Here is a 20197-nt window from a genome sequence, read left to right on the forward strand (position 1 = left end):
TGCCGGCAAATATCATTGGAATCTTGTCCAATCTTTCTTCCATTGTGCAAATCGAGAGATGCGGCATCGTTCTGCGAAAAACTTCCAGCATTGACAACCATCTTCTTCAGAATTATATTACAACTGTTATATAACAGATGTAATGTAAGGAAGTGGGCCATGCCTAAACAGTGGGTAGCGCGGGAGACGGTGCTCGATGCGGCGCTTTCGATACTGCGTGAAAAGGGGGAAGCGGCCTTGAGCGCACGAGCCGTCGCCGAGGCGGCGGGTTGCTCGGTGCAGCCGATTTACAGCCTGTTCGACGATATGACGGGTTTGGTCGCGGAGCTGTACGACCACGCGCGGGCGTGGGTTGCTGCGTACAACCTCGATCATGCGCATGACGGGGCGAACCTCTTCGAATCGAACGGCTTCTCGCATCTGCGGCTCGCGAAGACCGAGACCAACCTGTTCCGTTTCCTCTACCTTTCGCCCCATATGCGACCCCGGGGATTCGAAGAGCTGTTTCAGAGCGTGGCGCTCGACGGGGTCGTGGAGTGCATCCAGGATCTGGGACATCTATCGGCCGAAGCCGCTCACGAGCTGTATCTCAACATGATTGTCTACACGCACGGCATGGCTGCCATGATCGCGTGCGGCGCTCGGTTCACCGAGCAGGAGCTGCACGAACGGATCGACCGGTCTTTCCGGGCATTCGTTCGGCAGGTTCGAGAAAGAGGGGACGAGGTATGAGCGTGCACGCGGAGCCGACGTCCAAAGCGAAAGGGCGCGGCAGCCAAAGCCGTGCGGGGAAGCGCCAGCAAGTACGCCGTTTGGTATTGCTCGTATCGTTTCTCCTGTTCCCGATCACCATATTCTACTTCTCGCCGGTGCTTAGCGTCAGCGGGGCGCTTGAAGGCGTGGTCGCTGGAAGCATCATCGTGTTTGCGCTGCAGTTCTTATTCTCCTTCGTGTTCGGCCGTGCGTTTTGCGGATGGATGTGCCCGAGCGGCGGTTTGCAGGAGATTGCCGCAACGGTGAACAGCAAGCCTGCGAAGCTTGCATGGCGGCGTTTCATCAAGTATGCGATCTGGATACCGTGGGTCGCCTCGATTGTGGTCTGCGCGTGGATCGCGGGCGGTTTTGCGGTTGTCGATCCGGTGTACCACACGCCGGGAGGCATTTCGGCAAACAGCCCCTTAGGCCTTGGGATATACTTTGGCATCGTAGCGCTCTTCTTCATTCCCAACCTGTTTCTCGGAAGGCGCGCCATGTGCCACTACATCTGCTGGATGGCCCCCTTCATGGTGCTCGGCGAGAAGCTCGGAAGGCTTATTCGCCTACCTCAGCTGGGTATCGATGCAAAGCCCGAAGCATGCGTGTCATGCGGTGCATGCACGAAGGCATGCCCGATGAGCCTTGATGTTTCGACGCTGCTCGAGAAGGGGAGCATCGCCGATGCCGAATGCATTCAATGCGCCGAGTGCGCCGACTCGTGTCCGAAACACGTGCTCAAGCTGACGATTCGATCCCGAAGACGGTGACGTGCATGTCTGATTGGAATGAGCTCGTTCGCGAACCCGACAGCCTCGATGCGTGGCCCGAGCCCGCCGTTGCCTCTATGGTGCTCCATTGGCGGCATCTTGGCGTTGAGGGGCGGCCGAAGACCCAAAAAGTCGCGCTCTGAAGGCGTCGGTATCATGATACCGAAATACGCCGTTCTAAGTGTCAGTAAAACACCAGTTCGGGGGCTTACATATTCGAGATGTTCGTAACCGCTTCCCGCAAACGTGCCCAGTGGCGCTTCGATCCGGCGCAAAACCCTTCACAGCGCGACTTTTTGGGCTTTGGCACTGGATTTCGGGCACTGTAGTTTCCGCGGCACGCCCCAGCTGCGAGAAAATCGGCTCATGGTATACTCGCGGGCAGATGCGTGATGCGAGCAGGCGCGGGTGTGCGGTAGGCGGGTGCGACCACGGGTTGTCCGCCTACGGGGGCTCGGCTGCGAAAAGCGCGGGTGTGCGGCGCGGATGGGTTTGAACGGGTACTTGGCGAGGGCGTGTGTGAGCGAGTGTTTCCGCGAAGGCGAGAGCGAGGAGGCGTATGGATCACGGGTTTCTGCCAGTAACCAGGCAGGAGATGCTCGATCGGGGGTGGGATGCGGTCGATTTCGTGTACGTGTCGGGCGATGCGTACGTGGACCATCCGTCGTTCGGCAGTGCCATCATCACGCGGCTCCTAGAAGCCAACGGCTACAAGGTCGGGTTCATCGCGCAGCCCGACTGGACCGACGAACGGAGTATCGCCGTGTTCGGTGAGCCGCGGCTCGGCTTCCTCGTTTCGGCGGGCAATATGGACTCCATGGTAAACCACTACACGGTGGCCAAGAAACGCCGCAAAAGCGATGCATATACGCCGGGCGGCGCGGCGGGCAGGCGCCCGAACCATGCGGCGGTGGTGTACGGCAACCTCATCCGCCGCACGTACAAGAAGACGCCCATCATCCTCGGTGGCATCGAAGCGAGCCTTCGCAGGCTTTCGCATTACGACTACTGGTCTGACAAGCTCAAACGTTCCATCCTGCTCGATTCGGGTGCCGATCTTGTCTCGTACGGCATGGGGGAGCACTCGATCATCGAGATCGCCGACGCGCTCGCAAGCGGCCTTTCCATCGAAGACGTCACCTACATCGACGGCACGGTGTATCGCGCTTCGACGCTCGAGCACGTCTACGATGCGGAAGTGCTCCCATCGTTTCCCGAGATGCAAACCGATAAACTCGCTTATGCGAGAAGCTTTGCCATCCAGTACCGAAACAGCGATCCGTTTATGGGCAAGCGGCTCGTCGAGCCGTATTCCGATCACGAGTTCGTGGTGCAGAATCCGCCTGCACGTCCGCTCACTCAAGAAGAACTCGACGCGGTGTATCGCTTGCCGTATGCTCGCGCGTATCATCCGATGTACGAGAAGGACGGCGGCGTCCCCGCAATCGCCGAGGTTAAGTTCAGCCTGACGAGCAACCGCGGCTGTTTCGGCGAATGCTCGTTTTGCGCGCTTACCTTCCATCAGGGCCGTATCGTGCAGGTGCGCAGCTGCGAATCGCTTCTCGAAGAAGCGAAGCGTATCGTGGGTGACTCCGATTTCAAAGGCTACATCCACGATGTGGGCGGACCTACGGCGAACTTCCGTGCTCCCGCATGCGCAAAGCAGCTCAAAGCGGGTGCCTGCCCGAACAAGCGCTGTTTGTCTCCCGAGCCGTGCAAAGAGCTCAATGCCGACCATACCGATTACCTTGATGTACTGCGAAAGCTGCGGAAGCTGCCCGGTGTGAAGAAGGTGTTCGTGCGCTCGGGCATCCGCTTCGACTACGTGCTGGCCGATACGCAGCACGGCGACGAATTCATCCGCGAGCTTGCCGAACACCACGTGAGCGGTCAGCTGCGCGTGGCCCCCGAACACGTGTCAAACGCGGTACTCTCGGTGATGGGCAAGCCGCAAAATGGCGTATACGAGCGGTTCGTACACAAGTTCGATGCCGTCAACGAGAAGCTCGGCAAGAAGCAGTTCGCGGTCCCGTACCTCATGTCGTCGCATCCGGGCTCGACGCTTGTCGAAGCGATCGAGCTCGCCGAGTATTGCCGCGACTTGGGCTACATGCCCGAGCAGGTGCAGGATTTCTACCCGACGCCCTCCACGATGGCCACCTGCATGTACTACACGGGCGTCGACCCGCGTACTATGGAGCCGATCTACGTGCCGAAGAGCCCGCACGAGAAGGCACTCCAACGTGCGCTTATCCAATACCGCAATCCGAAGAACTACGAGCTCGTCCTTGAGGCTTTGCGCAAAGCGGGCCGCATGGATTTGGTCGGTTACGAACCCGAATGCCTTATTCGGCCGAGAAAGAAGAAAAAGGGTCTATAATGGCCCGCAGTACGGCGTGTCCGTACCGCGTCTCCTGCGTTGCATGGTTGCACTGAAGGAGACGTGACGAAACCTGGTTCGAAATCGCTGCTTCGGCACCGTTGTCGCTGCGGCGAAAGGGGGACGCTATGGTAGTGCTCTTCGTTGTTGTGGCAATCGTCGTCGTGCTCGCGATCGTGCTGGTGGTGAATGCGGCGCGGCTCAAACCGACGCCGGTTGCCAATCCGCTGCCACAGAGCAAGGCAGCGGGAGATGATGCGGCGGTCGTACGGTTCCGGGAGATGCTGCGCATCCCGACCGTGTGGGGCGCCGAGAATCCCGCCGCTGATCACGAGCCGTTCGATCGGTTCGTTTCACGCATGCGCGAGCTGTATCCTCGCATGTTCGAGAACCTCGAGCTCACCTTGGTGGAAACGTACGGCATCATGCTCAGGTGGAAGGGAGCGAACCCCAACCTTGGCCCGGTCGTTCTCATGGCGCATCACGATGTCGTGTCGGCTAATCCCGAGGAATGGACGCACGATCCGTTTGCGGCCGATATCGAGGACGGCAAGATCTGGGCGCGCGGTGCAGTTGATACCAAGTGCATCCTCGCGGCGCTTTTCGAAGCGACCGAAACTCTGCTCGCGGAAGGCTACGTACCCCCGCGCGACATCTACCTCTGTTCATCGAACTGCGAAGAGGACAACGGTAACACGGCTCCCGCCATGGTCGAGCTCTTCAAGGAGCGCGGCATAGAGCCCTATCTGGTTCTCGACGAGGGCGGTGCGGTCATCGACAATCCGCCGCTCGGCGTGACGCGACCCTTCGCAGCTATCGGCGTGACGGAGAAGGGGCTGTTCAGCGCATTTCTCACCGTTGACTCGCAAGGCGGGCACGCCTCGACGCCCTCGCCCGAAGATGCAACGGCGAAGCTCGTATCGGGCCTTGATGCGCTTCAAAAGAACCCTGCCCCCGCAAAGCTCTCCACGCCGATCGAAGCCATGCTCAAGGAGCTCGCTTCCTACGGTGGGTTCGGGCTTCGGCTTGTGTTCGGCAACCTCTGGTTGTTCCGCCCGCTCGTCCTCAAAATCATGAAGGGCAACCATGAGACGGCGGCCATGGTGCGCACCACCTACGCCATCACCGAGCTCGAGGGATCTCCTGCGGCGAACATCATCCCGAAACAGGCGAAGGGCACGGTGAACGTGCGCATCGATCCGTCTGAGACGATCGATGTCGCTTTCGAGCGCATCAAGGAGCGTTTCGACGATCAAACGGCGTACGAGCTGCGCTTCGCTATCGATCCTTCGCCCATCTCGCCGTTCGACGATGCGGCGTTCAATTACCTACGTGCGGTTACGCACAGCATCTATCCCGATGCGGGTATCGCCCCCTACGTGCAATCATCTTCGAGCGACGCACGCCATTGGCATCGCATCTGCCCGCGCACCTATCGATTCGCCGGCTTCTTGTTCAAGGGCGATCAGCGCGCCCGCATTCACGGACAGGACGAGAACCTCGATGTGGATGCGTACAAGAAGGGCATCGGGTTCTACCTCGAACTGATCCGCAACCTCGACCGATTGGGAAAGTGAGGCATCATGGGCGACAGCGCAACGCGGAAAGGGGACAAACGGGACATGGCAGCCACGCAAGGCAGCAAACAGGATCCGGCAGACGCGCAAGGTGCGGCGACCACGCAAGGTGCGGCAGACGTGCGGGGCGCAACGGCCCTGCAGGATCCGGCAACCCCGCAAGGTGCGGCAGCCACGCAAGGCGGCAAACAGGGCAAGTTCTTCTACGGATGGTGGATCGTAATCGGCGGTCTTCTGATCATGGCTACCTGCTACACGATCTTCGTGAACTGCATTCCGCTGTTCCAGTCGCACATGGTGGCCGATCTCGGTATTTCGGTGGGGCAGTTCAATACTGGCGTGTCCATCTGCACGGTTGTTGCGGTGTTCGCATCGCTCGTCATAGGCAAGCTCACCGACAAGTGCTCGGCGCGCGTGCTCGCGGCGGTTACGATCCTCACGAGTTCGATCGTGCTCGTCCTGTTCTCGTTCATCACGGCGCTCTGGCAGCTCTACGTGCTCTGCGTCATCGCGGGCATGGTGGTGGTTGCGGGCACGCGCCTGCTCGTATCGGTGGTCATCGCGAACTGGTTCACGCTCAAGCGCGGGCTTGCCGTGTCGATCGCGCTTGCCGGTTCGGGCTTGGGCGGTGTGGTACTCTCGCCGGTGACGAGCGCCATGATCGACGGCTACGGATGGCGCCCCGCGTTTCTTTTGCTTGCCGTCACGTGCCTCGTGGTTGCGCTGCCGCTTTCGGTGGCGACGTTTCGCAGCCGTCCCAGCGACAAGGGGCTCGAGCCTTACGGGGCCGGTCAGGTTGAACAGACGAAGTCCGACCGCTCGCCCGATGTGCCCGTCACCGTATCGATCGGGTGGAAGCATCTGCGCAAGAGCGCCGGGTTCTGGCTGCTCATCATCGGTTTCGTTATGATGGGCGTCACGAACGGCGCCATCATCACCAACTCCATCTCCAACATGACATCGGTTACGCTCGACGGCGTCGAGGTGGTCACGGGCGGGCATTCGACGCTCTGGGCGGGCTCGGTGTGGTCGTTCTACTTGGCTGTGGTCATCTTCGCGAAAGTGGCGCTCGGCGCGATCTACGACCGCTGGGGCATGAAGACGGGTACTGTTCTCGGTACCATCACCTCGGTGCTCGCGGGCGTCGCGCTCTGTTTTCCGGCGACCGATTGGGGCCCGATTCTCGCGTGTTTGTTCTTCGGGTTTGCTACCTGTATGGGAACGGTGGCACCGCCGATCATGGTAGTGAAGGAGTACGGCAAGAAGGATCTCGGCACCGTAACGGGTATCGTGACCGCGTTCGAGATGTTCGGTGCGGCGGTGGGTTCGGTCGTCTCGGGCATCATGTTCGATGCGTACCTGTCGTTTATCCCCGTGTGGATCATGGTCATCATCGCGTCGGTGGTGATGGGTGTGACGCTGATTGCGTCGATTCCCGCAGCCCGCAGGCTCGTCGAGCGCCGCAAGGCAGAAGGTGCGCCCGAGCTCGATGCGGAAGGGTTCGAGATCGACGCGTCGGGCGCGCGCATAGGGGCGTAAAGGCGGGGTCGCCGAGAAATCGCTCCCTGCGCCACCGAAGCACAAAGCCGAACACCGTGCGAGCCTCCCTGGAAGCAGGCGGGGCTCGCGTTCGTTTGAGGCAAGGTGCATGCTGGTAAGCGGTAACGCCTTCTTTACACGGATGGAACAACTTGCCCTAAAAAGGCTGATCAAGGAGCTATGAATGTAAACCCGAACATACAATGACTCTATCGGTAAGCACAAGCGTTACTAAGGAGCCGTATGAAACGGGTAATCGTGATCGGCGCGGGAGTTGCGGGTTTGGCCGCTGCGATCCGGCTGCAGCATGCTGGATACGAGGTCGAGCTCTACGAGAAAGAGCCTCGCGTCGGCGGAAAGATGAACCAGATAACGGGCGACGGTTTCACGTTCGACGTGGGACCGACCATCGTGATGATGCCCTCGCAGTACCGCGAGGTGTTCGAACTTGTCGGACGCGACCCAGACGACTACATCCCTATGGAAAAAATCGATCCGATGCTCGAGATCAGCTTCTCGCCCGATGAGCGCCTGGCGCTTTCGAACGACCTCTCGGAACTTACAGCAACCGTCGAAGCGGTGAGCGAGGGGGATGCGCAAGGGTATTTCGAATACCTCGCAACGCTGTACAAGCGCTATCTTATCGCGAAGAACAACTTCCTCCAGCGTTCGTTTAGGGGGCCGGCCGATTTTTACAATCCAAAAAGCCTGATGGCGGGTTTGCGGCTCCATACGCTTGGCGACGCGTACTCGTCGGTGTCGAAGTACGTGCATGACGATCGGCTCCGCAAAGCTCTTGCTTTTCAAACCCTCTACATCGGGATATCGCCTTACGAAGGGCCTTCGCTCTACATGATCATCCCCATGATCGAGCTTCTGTACGGCGTCTGGTTCATCAAGGGCGGCATGTACGCGATGGCGGATGCTTTGGGCAGGCTCTTCACCGAGCTGGGCGGAACGCTGCACCTGGCCGAGCCGGTCGAGCGCATTGCCATCAAAGACGGGCAGGCCATCGGGGTCGTGGTAGGCGGAGACATGCGCGAGTCCGACTACGTGGTGTGCAACGCCGATTTCCCGTACGCTGCCAAAAACCTCGTGCAGGACAGCCGGGCGCGCGGAAAGTATACGCCCGAGAAGGTCGATGCGATGGATTACTCGTGCTCGTGTTTCATCCTGTACCTCGGGCTCGACAAGCGCTATCCGCAGAGCGCCGTGCATTCGATCAGGTTCGCCTCGGATTTCAAGAAGAACATCGCGGATTTGTTCGACGAGGGGCGCTTTCCCGAAGATCCGTCGTTTTACCTGTATGCGCCTTCCGTGCTTGATCCGTCGCTTGCACCCGAGGGCTGCCAGACGCTGTACGTGCTCGTTCCCGTTCCGCCGATTTCCGAGAAATCGCCTTCGTGGTCGCCCGATGCGACGGCGCGCTACCGTGCGCGCGTGCTCGATCTGATCGAGCGGGAAACCGTGTACGACGATATCCGCGAGCACATAACCTTCGAGAAAGTATACACGCCGGTTGATTTTTCCGAGCGGTTCAACGCATACAACGGCGCGACGTTCGGGTTGCGACCGACGCTCTTGCAGAGCAACTACTGGCGGCCGCACAACAAGGCGACCGACTGCGAGAACCTGTATTTCTGTGGAAGCAGCACCCATCCGGGTGCCGGAGTGCCCATCGTGCTCATGAGCGCGAAATTGGCTGCTGAGGAGTTGATGCATGATGACCGTGCAAACTGAACGTTTCAAGGAACGTGCCGAAGATTTCGCGTGGTGCGAAGGGGTTATCAAGCGCAATTCGAAAAGCTTCTACCGCGCGTTCTCCCTGCTGCCCGCCTGCAAGCGCGCAAGCGTGTACGCTCTGTACGCGTTCTGCCGCGCCGCCGACGATTCGGTCGATCGCGATAAAAGTGCCGAAGCGCTCGATCGCCTCGAAGGAGATCTTGTCGACTTTTTTGCGGGCAGCGTTTCCGACCAGCCGCTGTGGCGGGCGCTGGAAGTTGTATTCGAAAACTTCGCCATCGACGAGCAGCCGTTCTTCGACATGATCGAGGGACAGCGACGAGACCTTTCGTTCCAGCAGCCGAAAACGCTTGCCGACCTCGAGGAGTACAGCTATTACGTAGCCGGTTCGGTCGGCCTGATGCTGCTACCGATTCTCCACGCTCGCGCGGAGGTGCCCGAAGAGCTGAAACGAAGCGGTATCGACCTCGGCGTAGCCATGCAGATCACGAACATTCTGAGGGATGTAGGCGAGGATCTGGACAACGGGCGGGTGTATCTGCCGCTCGAATCGATGCGCGAGGCGCGTTATTCGCGCAGAGATCTCAAGCGGCGTATCGTCGACGAGTCGTTTGTGAGCCTATGGGAGTCGCTCGCCGAGCGCGCCGAGGTGCTGTATCTTCCCATGCAGCTCGACGCAATGCAGCTTGACGAGGACAGCCGGTTCGCAACGATTTCCTCGCTGTTTCTGTACCGTGGCATACTCGATCAGGTGCGCGACGGGGGATACCAATGCCTCACGTCGCGCAGTGTCGTGCCGAAAGAGCAGGCGCGAAGGCTTGTTGCCGAAGCCGAAGCGCTTTTGAGTGCCGATCGCACCCTCGCGTTTGCGGATGCGAGGTGATCGGGGTGGGAAACCTCGCGGGAATCGTCGTGTCGATCGTCTACATCGGGCTCGTGCTCGGTGCATCAGAGCTTTTGTCGCGCAGGGGCATGTCGTCGGAGGGAACGCGCAAGGTCGTCCACATCGCGCTCGGTGGTTGGTGGATCATCGCGATGCTGTTCTTCGATTCGCCTTGGTGGGCTGCGGCGCTTCCCGTCGCGTTCATTTTCGTGAACGGCTATGCGTACCGCCGCGCAAAACTCACGTTCATGGCGCGCGAAGAGGACGATACGCCGGGCACAGTGTACTATGCCGTGTCGCTTACGGTGCTCGCGCTGTTCTCGTTCGGCATCGGCGCGCCCTACGCAGGTGCGCTCGGCGTGTTTGCGATGGCGTTCGGCGACGGTTTCGCCGCCGTCGTTGGCAAACGGTTCAGTGCGCGGAAGCTGCCGTTTGTGCAAGGCAAGTCGGTTGCTGGAAGCGCGACCATGTTCGCGGTGAGTTTTGCGGCGTGCGCGGCGGTGCTGCTTGCCGCAGGCGTGCCGTTTGCGCTTCCGATTGCGCTTTTTCTGGCCGTTACGGCGACGGTCATCGAGGCCTTCTCGACCGAGGGGCTCGACAACCTATGGGTTCCGCTTGGAGTATCGGCCCTGTACGTGGCGTTGTTCCTTCCCGCTACACCGTTTACGCCCGCGCTTTTCGGCATGCTTTTGAGCGGTATCATCGTCATGGCGTCGCTTCGGTTGCGGCTTTTGACCGTGGGCGGCGGCCTGGGTGCGCTTGTGGTGGGAACGCTCGCATTCGGCATCGGCGGGTGGCCGCTCTGGCTTCTGCTCATGTGGTTCTTCGGCAGCTCGAACATCGCCTCTAAGATCATGGCGAAGCGCACGGGGGCGGTGACGAAAAAGGCGCACGAAACGCGTACGCTCAAGCAGGTGCTCGCGAACAGCGTGCCGTTTCTCGTGTGCGCCCTCGCGTACGTGGCAACAAACGATGCGCGCTTCCTCATCGTATCGGCAGCGGCGCTTGCGGCGAGCACCGCCGATACCTGGGCATCGGAGATCGGTGTGTTCAGCAAGAATCCCCCGATCAACATCCTCACCGGTAAAAGGATGCAGCGCGGTCTTTCGGGAGGCGTAAGTCCCCTCGGTCTTGTTGCGACGGCGATCGGATCGACGACGTCCGCCTTCCTTGCGATGCTCTTGTTCCATACGTTCGGCTATGCGGTGCCCACGGGCCCCGACGCCTTCTTCTTTATCATCGCGTGCGGTATCTTGGGGTCGCTTGTCGATAGCGTCCTTGGATCGCTGCTGCAGGCGAAATACCTGAGGTCTGCGGGTGCGGGCGGCGAATCCGACGGAGGTGCGGGCAGGCAGGCGGGCGGCGGGCAATCCCTCGGCAGCGCGTTCGGCGGACCTGCAAGCGGTTCGGGGTCGATTGGCGGCGGGTATGCGGGAAGTGCGCCCGTTCTGGTCGAGAAGCTGCCCCGGGGAGACCGTGCGGGATATGCGCTCGTATCGGGGTTCGCGTGGGTTACCAACGACGCGGTCAACCTCATGAGCGGCGCGATTGTTGTCGCGCTCGGGCTGCTGCTCGTGATCTAACCTGCAAGTGGCTTCCTGCCTCGTGCGGTATGGGTCTCGTGCTTAGTGCTGAGGGCGAGACCTTGATTCGCCGGGCAGAGTGTGCGGAAATGAGGGGCTTCCGCAGCAGATTTTTTCGACTTGTGCACGTTTTAGCGCGGTCTCTGTAAAAGCTCTCATTGAGCGCGTTCTGAAAAGCCAGATCAGAAATTATTCTTTAAAAGGTATAGAAAAGCAAACGCCGGTATTGTCTCTGGGAAGGTGCTCGCAAGCGGCTTTTTACAGCACAAGTCGAAAAAATCTGTTACCAAGGCGACTTTTTTTCGCCCGCTGTCCGTCGCCGCGAGCCTTGAGGTCAGTTCTGAGAAGACGCCGGTGTCGCTTGCTTTGCTATTACCATGCGGTCTTTGGTGATGCTCCGACGAAGAAAAAGCACAGTCGCCCAAGTCGGACGACTGTGCTTCGATCGCTTGCGCTCGGGAAGGGAGCTGGGGCGTTCCCGTGTTGGGCCATACGCCCATGCGGGCGGTTTGCGGCATCGCCGCCCTTACGCTGCCTTGGGTGCGGGGGCATCCTCGGCGCGCGCCATGGCCTCTTCGTAATCCTTCGTGCCGACGAAGATCTCGTTGGTGTAGGGGTTGCGCTTGAGCTTCTTCGAGCGGTAGATCACGTAGCTGATCGCGGCGATGTTGGCGAGCAGCGAGATGATCGAAACGACGAGGTTCACGTTGGGGTTGTTCACCGATTGCACGGCGAATACGCTCGAATCGAGGAACATCGGGAAGCACTGGGCGAACATGCACCAGATCGCAAGCGTGAACGCGCGGTTCTGGATCCAGCCGCCCTTGTTCCAGAAGAATGCGGCGATGGTGGGGGCCAGCAGAAGCGCGAGGCCGCAGTAGAAGGAGTGCGTGGGCAGGCAGTTGTAGGTGTAGCAGAAGTTCCAGATGTCGTAGGAGATGATGAACACCCACGTCATGTCGGGCCAAAGCATGTCTTGCTTCTTCTTGGACACGTAGATGCCGAACCAGCCGGTCATGACGAAGATGTTGATGAGGCCGGCGACTCCATTGAACACGTTGTGCCAACCGCCGTAGAGCGTGACGCCTTCAGACGATACCCAGGTGGTGCCGAATGCCCGAACCGCCGATTCGAAATCGCTCACGACGGCGATGAGGATGTTGATGGCCACGATGACGAACGGGAAGCACTTGAACCAGTGAGACTTGCCGATCTTGCCCCATCGGTACTTGAGCGCCATGAAGCCGATGCAGCCGATGGTGGCTGCGTAGAGCTTCGCATAGTGGAACCAGCTGTTCATATACAGGTGGGTCGGGTTGTTGAGCGCCCACTCGGCACCCGATGCGGCGCTTACGGTGATGGCGATGAAGTAGATGGTGAGTCCGGCGGGCAGCACGAGGAAGCAGAAGATGCCTCCGGCTTTCGTTCGACGGGCGAACTCGTTGATGAGGATGAGGCTGATGAGCACTACGGCCCAGCCGAGCCACTGGTAGAGGGCGTTTTCGCCGTACACTTGGAAAAGCATGATCGGTCCTTTCTATCGGGTATCGAGACGTGCGAAGCCAAGCATCCGCTAAGACGCTCCTTTCCTGCGGCCGGGCTGCTTCGCGGCGCTCGGCCCTGTTCTGCGGTTCCTAGTCGTTCTCCTTGCGACGATCCTGCGGCGAGCGTGGATCGGCTTTCCCCTTGTCCTTGGTTTGCGGCGCGTTTCGGCCGAAGCCTTGTTCGGCAGCGGCTTTCGATGCGAGCGGATTCGCGCGGTGCGTCGCAGGGTCTTTTAGCACGCACGGGCCGTCGGCATCCTCGTCGTCTGCGAGCGCATGCAGGTCACCGGTTTTGTCGTCTGCGAGCCCACATCCTCGATCCATGTGCAGCGTTTGGGCGATGATGTCTTTGAGCACCTCGTCGTCTGCTTCTGGATGGCGGCGGACGAACCCGACGATGCCGATGATCAGCACGTAGAAGGTTTCGTACACATGGTCGATCCTGATTTCGTGAAGCGTTTCGTAATCGCGCACGGTGGTTTCGACGATATAGGAGGCGGTGCGGTCGGCCACGCGGTTGAGGAACTCGAGGTAGAGCGCCGAGTTTTCCCGCGAGGCGAGCGCGCGCCGAAACGAATCGTTCTCGAATACACCGAGGCGGAGAATCCTCACCACGCTGTCCAGTGCATGTTCGATGTTGCCGCGCTGCCGCTCGGCATTCCAATGCTGAAGCGCTTCGAGGTAATCGCCGATGTAATCGTCGAGCACGGCAGAGGTTACGGCGTCCTTGTCGGCGAAGTAGTGGTAGAACAGCGTCCTGGTGACGCCGACGCGGTTCGTGATGTCCTGCACCGACGTGCGGGAGAGCCCTTGCTCTTCGTAGAGCTGTCTGGCCGCTTCGACGATGCTTGCGCGGCGTGCGGCATGCAGCTCGCTTTCGGTGTCCATCGGTCTCACCCCGCTCGATTCGCTCGGATCTCTTTCGATGAGCGCAGAATACGCTCTTGGTTGACGGATCGTCAATAGACACTTTCGATAATCCGTCAATGACTTTTCCTTCCGAGCCTGATACCATGTGCGGCATAAAAGTTCATTGCTGAAATAAAAACAATACTGCAATGAAGAAATAAGGAGGAAGGATACAAATGGGGAATTCTGAGGAGGCATCTGCAAAGCGGAAGCAAAGGCGCTGGCCCATTATCGTCGGTGTCGTTGCGATCGTGGTTGTTGCGGCGGGCGCCGGTTTTCTCGTGTGGCACGAGCAGCCTGGATTTTGCAACGCCGTCTGCCACGATCCGATGGATAGCTATGTCGAGGGCTACCACAACGACGAGACGCTCATGGCATACACCCACGCACGCGAGAACGTGACGTGCCTGCAATGCCACGAACCCAGGATGGATGAGCAGATTGCCGAAGGCATCGCGTGGGTGACGGGCGATTTCGGGACCGACGACGCAGGCAAGATCGTTCGGACGGGTGTGACGGCCGACGAGAAGATGTGCACGCAGAACGGCTGCCACGATTTCAGTGAGGTTAGAGCGGCAACCGCCGATTGGGGTGGCGAGACCGGGGTCAACCCGCACGACTCGCACCAGGGCATCGCCCTTGACTGCAGCAATTGCCACGGCGCGCACGGGCAATCGTATATGTACTGCAATACGTGTCACGACTACGAGGTTCCCGGCGGCTGGGCGGACCCCGGGATTCGCGGTGTCTGATCACGCGGCGCTCGGCTGGCGTGCCGGGTGGAAGCGAAGGAGGTCCGCACGCGACGGTATGTTGATGCGGAACCGAGTTTTACGGAATGCGGGTTGCCGCATTCGATCAAGGAGGTTTTGATGAAAAGGGAAGCACTACTTGCATGCGGCGCCGTACTGACGCTCGGGCTTTCGGGGTGCGCAGCATCGTTCGAGGGATCGGGATCGAAGGACGCGGCGAGCGCTGAACAGCTGGCGTTGCGCGCCGACGATCCGTGGGCGCATGAAATCGCCGTCGATGCGTCGGCGAGGACTGCGGGAAACCTGCACGACGGCGTGTACACCGGCACGGGCAAAGGCATGGAGGGCCTGATACGGGTTTCGCTGCTCGTCGACGACGGACGCATAACCTGTTTGGAGATCACGCAGGAAGGTGAAAGCCAGAGCAGAGGCGGTTTCGAAGCCATTCGCGACGGAAAGTTCGCGGCCATGATCGACGCTGCCCAAGGCTCTGAAATCGATGCGGTTTCGGGGGCGACCATTACCACAGCAGGCGTGCGTCAAGCGGTGGACGACGCGCTCGCCCAGGCGCAGGCCGGTGTAGCCGCATCGCCTTCGGCTGATGAGGGCGATGCGGCGCAAGGGGCCGATGCGCGGCCGATCGCAACCGCCCAGGCGGAGGAAGGAGCAGGCGATGAGCGCTAGCAAACACGAGGCGGGCAACCTCTCCCGTCGTGACTTCCTAGCAAGCGCTGCTGCCGTTGTCGGCAGCACGGCGGCAGCGGGCGTGATGGCGGCGGCGATGCCAGTGCCGGTTGCCTACGGCATGGAGAACGGCGCTATCGGCGATTGGTCCGCCGACGGTTCGAAGAACTTCGAGGTGCCTGCGAGCAACCAGACGAACGCAACCGGTTCTGACGGTACGTACCGCGAGCATAACGGCGCCGCCTTCCCAGCCGACGACGCGAGTCCGATCCCGCCCCGCGCTGTGCCCGCTACGTGGGACTACGAATGCGAGATGTGCGTGGTGGGTGCGGGCGGCGGCGGCTTGAACGCGGCTGCGCGTGCGGCCGAGCTCGGCGCGCGAACCATCTGCGTAGAGGCGATGGGGCTTCACGGCGGCAATGCGCAGGAGGCGGGCATGTGCGCCATCCTCGGTGGATCGAAGCTGCAGGAATCCAAGAGATTCGCCTTTCCAAGCTATCCGTTCGACGCTCGCAAACTCGCCGATTGGGCCATCGACGAGTACCATTACGCCGCCGATCCGCACCTCATCTACCGTATCGCTGAAGCGGGCGGCACATGCATCGACTGGATGGGCGATTGCGGCGTACGGTGGCGCCTCGGCGAGGTACCCGTGTACGTGGCACCGAAGAACTCGACGCTCGACCACCATGTCCTCAAGATGAAGGATGCCACTGACGCCATGTTCAGCTTCGGGCAAAAGCATGGCGTCGAGTACCATTTCCAGAGTCCGGCCGAGGCGCTCGTGCAAGACGATGCCGGCCGTATCGTGGGCGTGGTGTGCCGCGAGGACTACGAGCGCGAGGTATACATTCACGCGACGAAGGCGGTCATCCTTACGGCTGGCGGCTTCTGCAACAACAAGGCGCTTCTGAAAGCGTACATTCCCACTGCCGCGATGGGCTGCGCTTCGAGCTATCTGACGGCGGGGGAGACCGGCGAATGCTTCCGCATGGGACTCGGCGCAGGCGCCGACGTGTCGGGCTTCAACAGCTCGGCATCGTTTGACGGGGGAGTCGATTGGGAGGCCGAAGGCGGGCAGTGGGCGCGCTTCCTCTACGACGGCATGACGCAGCTTTCGCGCCAGCCGTGGTTCACGATCGACCGCTGCGGCAACCGTCTGCGCTACATGGACAGCCGCGTGCACGAAGACGGCGCGAACGCCATCTACGCGCTCGGCGATTTGGCGACCATCCAGATGACGCCCCCGGGGCACCGCTCCTACATCATCTTCGATGCGAACTACGAGGATCATCTGGCAGGGTTTGCGCAGGAGCACTGCCGTAAGCTCATTACGCCCGATCTGGAGCAGATCGAGAAGGTGCCCGAGCATTACCGCGATTGGCATCACGGCGTGCAAGACGCCATCGACGCTGACGTGCTGAAGAAGCGCGATACACTCGAGGAGCTTGAACGCGATCTGGGATTCGCCGAAGGCGTGCTCGTAGAAGCCGTTGCCACGTGGAACGAGACGTGCGAGAAGGGCGAGGACGACTATATGTACCCGATGCCGCCCGAGTGGCTCCACGCCATAGCGACGCCGCCGTTCTACGGTTGCCGCATCGGCGGAAACCTGTACGGTACGAAGGCGGGCCTGCTCATCAACGACGAGATGCAGGTGATTTCGACCGGCGGCCGGCCCATCCCCGGCCTGTACGCTGGCTGGCATACGGCAGGCGGCGCGTGCGGCGAGAACAGCTACATCGGAGATCCGATCTTAGGTTCGCTGCTCGGCGACGTGAGCCTCGCCTTCTGCGGCGGGTACCTGTGCGGAACGTACGCGGTTAAAAACGAAATAGAGGAAGCGTAAGCGGTCGCTTACAGAAGGAGGTTTGACATGCTGCATCAACTGAAAAGCATGGCGCGCCCGTATGCGACGCTGTTCGCCCTCGCGCTTGTGGTGGCCGTGGTCGCGCGGATCGGGCTTGCCGTGATGGATGTGACGGGCGCGCTTTCGTACGATTACATTTCGGCGGCCGATGTGCCCATGCTCGAGGTGATCTGCTCGATCCTTACGGGTTCGACGCTGGTGGCGTTCATGGTTTTGGCGGGGCTTGTGCTCGTGATATCGACCGCGGGCGTTGCGCTGTACGGCTTTCTGTACGAGCGAGGCTATGAAGGAACCGGCAAGCCGGCGACGGCGTTTCTGTGGGGATGGGCCACCGTACTCGTCGCTCTCGTGTGCGCCTTCGTTGTGGCAAGCGGCATCCTCTCTGCCGTGCAGGTGGGCTCCATGAGTTCGAAGCTGCCGTCGCCTTTGGTGCTCGCGGTGGCGCTCGTCGTTTTCGCAGCGTTCATCGGCACGCTTTTGGCGGCGGCCTCGCAGGTGGTCTGTTTGTGCATCGCGCAGGCGCGTGCGAGGGGCGGGGAAGGTTTGGGCCGCCGGCTCGTGGCGGCGGCCGCCGTGTGCGGGCTTGCGATCATGGTGCTCACGGTGGGCACCTTCGCCTCGATCAACGCCGCGTCGATCGAGCTGGGTGTCGTGCTCGGATGGTTCGCTGTCGATATCGTCGTGAACCTGGGCATCCTGTTCGGCGCGCGTGCGCTCGAAAGACGGGCGGAGGCTGTGGCGTAGAGGGTCGTGAGGTGCGCTTGCGCCTGCGATGTGCAGGCCAAGGCGGGGCCGCAAACTATCGGATGGGTTCCAGGAGGTCGAGCGCGGCTTTGCGTTCGGCCTCCTCGCGCGATTGGATGTCGACGAGCACCACATGCCCCGCCTCGGCGAGCGCGCGGCTTTGGCTCTCGTCGAGCCTGCTCCACAAAAACGTCTCGGCTACGCCGTCGACGGCGTCTGCGATCTGCCGTTGCGCCCGTGCCCCTTCGGCGGTTGGCGACACGAACACCGCTTTGCGATCGGCAGGGCTGGCGAGCCGCTGTGCCCACGAACGGGCGACGAGTCTATCGGTTGCACGGGCGACGGTGACCGGCGTGAGCTGGAGCTGCCGCGCCAAATCGCCGATGCGCAGCGGATCGCGCGCTTCCCCAAGCTTCATCAGCACGATGCATTCGCTGACGGATGCGCCGCACGCTTCGCGCAGCGCATCTTCCATGGCTTTTCTGATGAGTTCAAGCGAAACGAGCGTTCGCGAGGCGAAGTAGCGCTTCGCCGCCTCTTTCGAAAGCGGGGGATCGATGTTGGCGCCTGCGGCGATCGATGCCTCTAGAATGCTGCGATACGCCTTGTTCTGGGTGGGAAAGAGCGTGTAGAGCTCCTCGACGATGGCCGTGTTCGCACGCTCGACCAGGTTCGTACCCGCTTTGGTGATGTGCACGAAACGGACGCGTCCGTCGCCGTTTGCGCACTTGCGCCGCTTGGCGTATCCTGCCGCCTCAAGCGCGTTGACTACCTGCGAAGCGACGTTCGCCTTGATGCCGAGCAGTTCAGAAAGCTCCGATTGGGTCATACCGGAAGGCGCTGTTGCCACCAGTTTGACGAGCGCCCGAAACTGCGTGACGCTCAGATCGCTCACGCTGGTCAGCCCCCCTTTAAGGGCGCGATGGGTCAGGTCGCATGCGACGAAGAACGATGAATCGAGCGAAAGCTCGCTCTGGCTGGCCATGGACGGGGGCTCCTTACCGGTTTTACGCGATTGTTGCAGTGTTGAACTAATGGTATCTGTTCGCCCTCTGAGGGAGAAGCGGTGTGCGAAGTCTCCATGCAAACCGCAGCCGCCAATCGCTTTGAGTACGCGGGCGGCGATCTGAAAGGAGCGCCGTTGTCCGACGACTCGGACCAGATCGGCATCGTTGCGGTGAGGTGCGAGCAATAATTTATTTCGTAAATTCCCTTTTTGTGCTTGACGCGAAATGGATAAGCGATTACCCTGCATAAGGTTTCAAAACCGACTCGGTAGGTGAGGCTACCGCAGGGATACGGGTTGCTGCCGCGAAATGATGGAGACACCATGAGCTGGTTAGCAGTCCAGGTCGAGACAAGGCCTGGACTAATGCAACTACATCGCCCTGCGAAGCTGAAGCTCAAACGATGGGTCCTCGGCGTCTGCGCATGCGCGGCCCCCGTAAACGGATGCGTGCATCCCTTGCCATCGCGAGAGCTTTGGCAAGGGATTTTTTCGTTTGTAGGAGGTGAGGACATGGACGGAGACGAACCGAGCCGAAGGTGCGGCTGCTCGGCGGATGACGACCATCCTGGGTCCTTGCCCCTAGCGGGCTCGTATCCTCAATGCGCTCGTTTCTGATCGGGACGCGGTTCCCCTCAGATCATGCGCCAAGCTGCGCATCTTAGGCATTCCCGCGACAATACAAAGAAGTTCGGCACGCAGACAGGATGGTTCGCGTAGGCGATTCGTGCGCTCTCGCATGCAGTCCGTGTGTCCACGTGCCGCGCAAAGGAGGAATGACCCATGATCCAGACATTGCTGACAACGATGCAGCCGAACGCCCAGAAGGTCCGCGCAGCCGACATGCGCCGGACCGAGCTTGACGACCGGTTGCTGTTCGCCTCGCAGGCGAATCCCGACGAGCTGTACATCGCGTTCTCGAGCACACCGAACGGGCTTAGGGCCGATCGGTTTGAAAAAATGCGCGACGAGTACGGTGCGAACATCGTCACCAAAGGAAAGAAAACCTCGCTGCCCAAGCGCGTTATCCAGGCGTTCGTCAACCCGTTTACGGCCATCCTGTTCGTGCTGGCCCTCGTGTCGGGGTTCACCGACATCATCGCTGCCGATCCGGGGGAGGCTGATCCGACGACGGTGATCATCATCGCCACGATGGTGATCATCTCGGGAGCGCTTCGCTTCGTGCAGGAGGCGCGCAGCGGAAGTGCGGCCGAGAACCTGCTCAAGATGATTACCACGACAACCTGCGTTGACCGGCTCGGCGTAGGCGAGCGCGAAATCGACATCGAAGAGGTTGTGGTGGGCGATGTCGTGAGACTTGCAGCGGGCGACATGGTTCCTGCCGATATGCGCATCGTGCAGGCGAAGGACCTGTTCGTAAGCCAGTCGTCGCTTACCGGCGAGAGCGAGCCGATCGAGAAGACCCCCCGCTCGGGGCGAGGCCGTCACCGATCTCGATT

17 protein-coding genes, 1 pseudogene and 1 riboswitch are annotated in these 20197 nt (G+C 60.7%); of the genes and pseudogenes, 15 read left to right on the plus strand and 3 right to left on the minus strand.

What is annotated here, in order from left to right:
• The first annotated feature begins 159 nt into the window (after positions 1–159).
• The 9 genes from FJE54_RS08200 (at position 160) to FJE54_RS08235 (ending at position 11228) form a co-directional block, all read left to right on the plus strand.
• The gene (locus tag FJE54_RS08200; RefSeq protein WP_139652321.1) at positions 160–732 is read left to right on the plus strand and encodes a TetR/AcrR family transcriptional regulator; all 573 of its coding nucleotides are present in this window, start codon (positions 160–162) and stop codon (positions 730–732) included.
• Positions 729–1523, plus strand: a complete 795-nt coding sequence (locus FJE54_RS08205) for a 4Fe-4S binding protein (RefSeq protein ID WP_139652322.1) — start codon at positions 729–731, stop codon at positions 1521–1523. The genes FJE54_RS08200 and FJE54_RS08205 overlap by 4 nt, the downstream gene beginning before the upstream one ends.
• Before the next feature lie 5 nt (positions 1524–1528).
• Positions 1529–1666 carry a hypothetical protein gene (locus FJE54_RS16025; RefSeq protein ID WP_180326659.1) on the plus strand — a complete coding sequence of 46 codons (138 nt, stop codon included), beginning with the start codon at positions 1529–1531 and terminating at the stop codon, positions 1664–1666.
• A 416-nt stretch (positions 1667–2082) separates the two neighbouring features.
• Positions 2083–3903, plus strand: a complete 1821-nt coding sequence (locus tag FJE54_RS08210) for a YgiQ family radical SAM protein (protein WP_139652323.1) — start codon at positions 2083–2085, stop codon at positions 3901–3903.
• 128 nt (positions 3904–4031) lie between these two features.
• Positions 4032–5480 carry a M20/M25/M40 family metallo-hydrolase gene (locus FJE54_RS08215; protein ID WP_139652324.1) on the plus strand — a complete coding sequence of 483 codons (1449 nt, stop codon included), beginning with the start codon at positions 4032–4034 and terminating at the stop codon, positions 5478–5480.
• A gap of 45 nt (positions 5481–5525) precedes the next feature.
• The gene (locus tag FJE54_RS08220) at positions 5526–7019 is read left to right on the plus strand and encodes an MFS transporter (RefSeq protein ID WP_139652325.1); all 1494 of its coding nucleotides are present in this window, start codon (positions 5526–5528) and stop codon (positions 7017–7019) included.
• A 243-nt stretch (positions 7020–7262) separates the two neighbouring features.
• Positions 7263–8759 (plus strand): phytoene desaturase family protein, encoded by a 1497-nt coding sequence (locus FJE54_RS08225; protein WP_139652326.1) that lies wholly within the window; start codon positions 7263–7265, stop codon positions 8757–8759.
• Positions 8740–9645: a phytoene/squalene synthase family protein gene (locus FJE54_RS08230; RefSeq protein ID WP_255467301.1), complete on the plus strand. Its 906-nt coding sequence runs from the start codon at positions 8740–8742 to the stop codon at positions 9643–9645. Before FJE54_RS08225 ends, FJE54_RS08230 begins: the two co-directional genes overlap by 20 nt.
• A gap of 5 nt (positions 9646–9650) precedes the next feature.
• Entirely contained in the window at positions 9651–11228 is a 1578-nt protein-coding gene (locus FJE54_RS08235) for a DUF92 domain-containing protein (protein WP_255467302.1), read from the plus strand.
• 526 nt (positions 11229–11754) lie between these two features.
• On the opposite strand, the gene FJE54_RS08240 is transcribed toward FJE54_RS08235, so the two are convergent.
• Together FJE54_RS08240 and FJE54_RS08245 are read right to left on the minus strand one after the other, a co-directional pair.
• The gene (locus FJE54_RS08240) at positions 11755–12753 is read right to left on the minus strand and encodes a DUF5692 family protein (protein ID WP_139652328.1); all 999 of its coding nucleotides are present in this window, start codon (positions 12751–12753) and stop codon (positions 11755–11757) included.
• A gap of 109 nt (positions 12754–12862) precedes the next feature.
• The gene (locus tag FJE54_RS08245) at positions 12863–13660 is read right to left on the minus strand and encodes a TetR/AcrR family transcriptional regulator (protein ID WP_139652329.1); all 798 of its coding nucleotides are present in this window, start codon (positions 13658–13660) and stop codon (positions 12863–12865) included.
• Between the two features lie 197 nt (positions 13661–13857).
• Between FJE54_RS08245 and FJE54_RS08250 the strand changes: the two genes are divergently transcribed.
• The 4 genes from FJE54_RS08250 to FJE54_RS08265 all read left to right on the plus strand — a co-directional run bounded on the left by FJE54_RS08250 (position 13858) and on the right by FJE54_RS08265 (position 17731).
• The gene (locus FJE54_RS08250) at positions 13858–14433 is read left to right on the plus strand and encodes a cytochrome c3 family protein (RefSeq protein WP_139652330.1); all 576 of its coding nucleotides are present in this window, start codon (positions 13858–13860) and stop codon (positions 14431–14433) included.
• A gap of 120 nt (positions 14434–14553) precedes the next feature.
• On the plus strand, positions 14554–15117 hold the full coding sequence (locus FJE54_RS08255; protein ID WP_180326660.1) for an FMN-binding protein: 564 nt from the start codon (positions 14554–14556) through the stop codon (positions 15115–15117).
• Positions 15107–16966: an FAD-binding protein gene (locus FJE54_RS08260; RefSeq protein ID WP_139652332.1), complete on the plus strand. Its 1860-nt coding sequence runs from the start codon at positions 15107–15109 to the stop codon at positions 16964–16966. The genes FJE54_RS08255 and FJE54_RS08260 overlap by 11 nt, the downstream gene beginning before the upstream one ends.
• A gap of 27 nt (positions 16967–16993) precedes the next feature.
• Entirely contained in the window at positions 16994–17731 is a 738-nt protein-coding gene (locus FJE54_RS08265) for a hypothetical protein (RefSeq protein ID WP_139652333.1), read from the plus strand.
• Between the two features lie 55 nt (positions 17732–17786).
• Here FJE54_RS08265 and FJE54_RS08270 read toward each other — a convergent pair whose 3' ends face one another.
• On the minus strand, positions 17787–18716 hold the full coding sequence (locus tag FJE54_RS08270; protein ID WP_139652334.1) for a MarR family transcriptional regulator: 930 nt from the start codon (positions 18714–18716) through the stop codon (positions 17787–17789).
• 81 nt (positions 18717–18797) lie between these two features.
• Here FJE54_RS08270 and FJE54_RS16275 point away from each other — a divergent pair, with 81 nt between their 5' ends.
• Together FJE54_RS16275 and FJE54_RS16445 are read left to right on the plus strand one after the other, a co-directional pair.
• Positions 18798–18926: a DUF4331 domain-containing protein gene (locus FJE54_RS16275; protein ID WP_139652335.1), complete on the plus strand. Its 129-nt coding sequence runs from the start codon at positions 18798–18800 to the stop codon at positions 18924–18926.
• Positions 18927–18995: 69 nt separating this feature from the next.
• Positions 18996–19153: riboswitch (M-box (ykoK) riboswitch) on the plus strand.
• A gap of 427 nt (positions 19154–19580) precedes the next feature.
• A pseudogene (locus FJE54_RS16445) lies at positions 19581–20111 on the plus strand (cation-transporting P-type ATPase); the annotation flags it as partial.
• Positions 20112–20197: the final 86 nt, after the last annotated feature.

Origin of the sequence: Raoultibacter phocaeensis, from assembly GCF_901411515.1 — a bacterium.
Classification (GTDB): Bacteria; Actinomycetota; Coriobacteriia; order Coriobacteriales; family Eggerthellaceae; genus Raoultibacter; species Raoultibacter phocaeensis.

What these genes read in the sequence shown, in the direction of transcription:
- FJE54_RS08200 (WP_139652321.1), top strand. Translation starts at nt 160, where the DNA reads ATGCCTAAACAGTGGGTAGCGCGGGAGACGGTGCTCGATGCGGCGCTT.
- FJE54_RS08205 (WP_139652322.1), top strand. Translation starts at nt 729, where the DNA reads ATGAGCGTGCACGCGGAGCCGACGTCCAAAGCGAAAGGGCGCGGCAGC.
- FJE54_RS16025 (WP_180326659.1), top strand. Translation starts at nt 1,529, where the DNA reads ATGTCTGATTGGAATGAGCTCGTTCGCGAACCCGACAGCCTCGATGCG.
- FJE54_RS08210 (WP_139652323.1), top strand. Translation starts at nt 2,083, where the DNA reads ATGGATCACGGGTTTCTGCCAGTAACCAGGCAGGAGATGCTCGATCGG.
- FJE54_RS08215 (WP_139652324.1), top strand. Translation starts at nt 4,032, where the DNA reads ATGGTAGTGCTCTTCGTTGTTGTGGCAATCGTCGTCGTGCTCGCGATC.
- FJE54_RS08220 (WP_139652325.1), top strand. Translation starts at nt 5,526, where the DNA reads ATGGCAGCCACGCAAGGCAGCAAACAGGATCCGGCAGACGCGCAAGGT.
- FJE54_RS08225 (WP_139652326.1), top strand. Translation starts at nt 7,263, where the DNA reads ATGAAACGGGTAATCGTGATCGGCGCGGGAGTTGCGGGTTTGGCCGCT.
- FJE54_RS08230 (WP_255467301.1), top strand. Translation starts at nt 8,740, where the DNA reads ATGATGACCGTGCAAACTGAACGTTTCAAGGAACGTGCCGAAGATTTC.
- FJE54_RS08240 (WP_139652328.1), bottom strand. Translation starts at nt 12,753, where the DNA reads ATGCTTTTCCAAGTGTACGGCGAAAACGCCCTCTACCAGTGGCTCGGC.
- FJE54_RS08245 (WP_139652329.1), bottom strand. Translation starts at nt 13,660, where the DNA reads ATGGACACCGAAAGCGAGCTGCATGCCGCACGCCGCGCAAGCATCGTC.
- FJE54_RS08250 (WP_139652330.1), top strand. Translation starts at nt 13,858, where the DNA reads ATGGGGAATTCTGAGGAGGCATCTGCAAAGCGGAAGCAAAGGCGCTGG.
- FJE54_RS08255 (WP_180326660.1), top strand. Translation starts at nt 14,554, where the DNA reads ATGAAAAGGGAAGCACTACTTGCATGCGGCGCCGTACTGACGCTCGGG.
- FJE54_RS08260 (WP_139652332.1), top strand. Translation starts at nt 15,107, where the DNA reads ATGAGCGCTAGCAAACACGAGGCGGGCAACCTCTCCCGTCGTGACTTC.
- FJE54_RS08265 (WP_139652333.1), top strand. Translation starts at nt 16,994, where the DNA reads ATGCTGCATCAACTGAAAAGCATGGCGCGCCCGTATGCGACGCTGTTC.
- FJE54_RS08270 (WP_139652334.1), bottom strand. Translation starts at nt 18,716, where the DNA reads ATGGCCAGCCAGAGCGAGCTTTCGCTCGATTCATCGTTCTTCGTCGCA.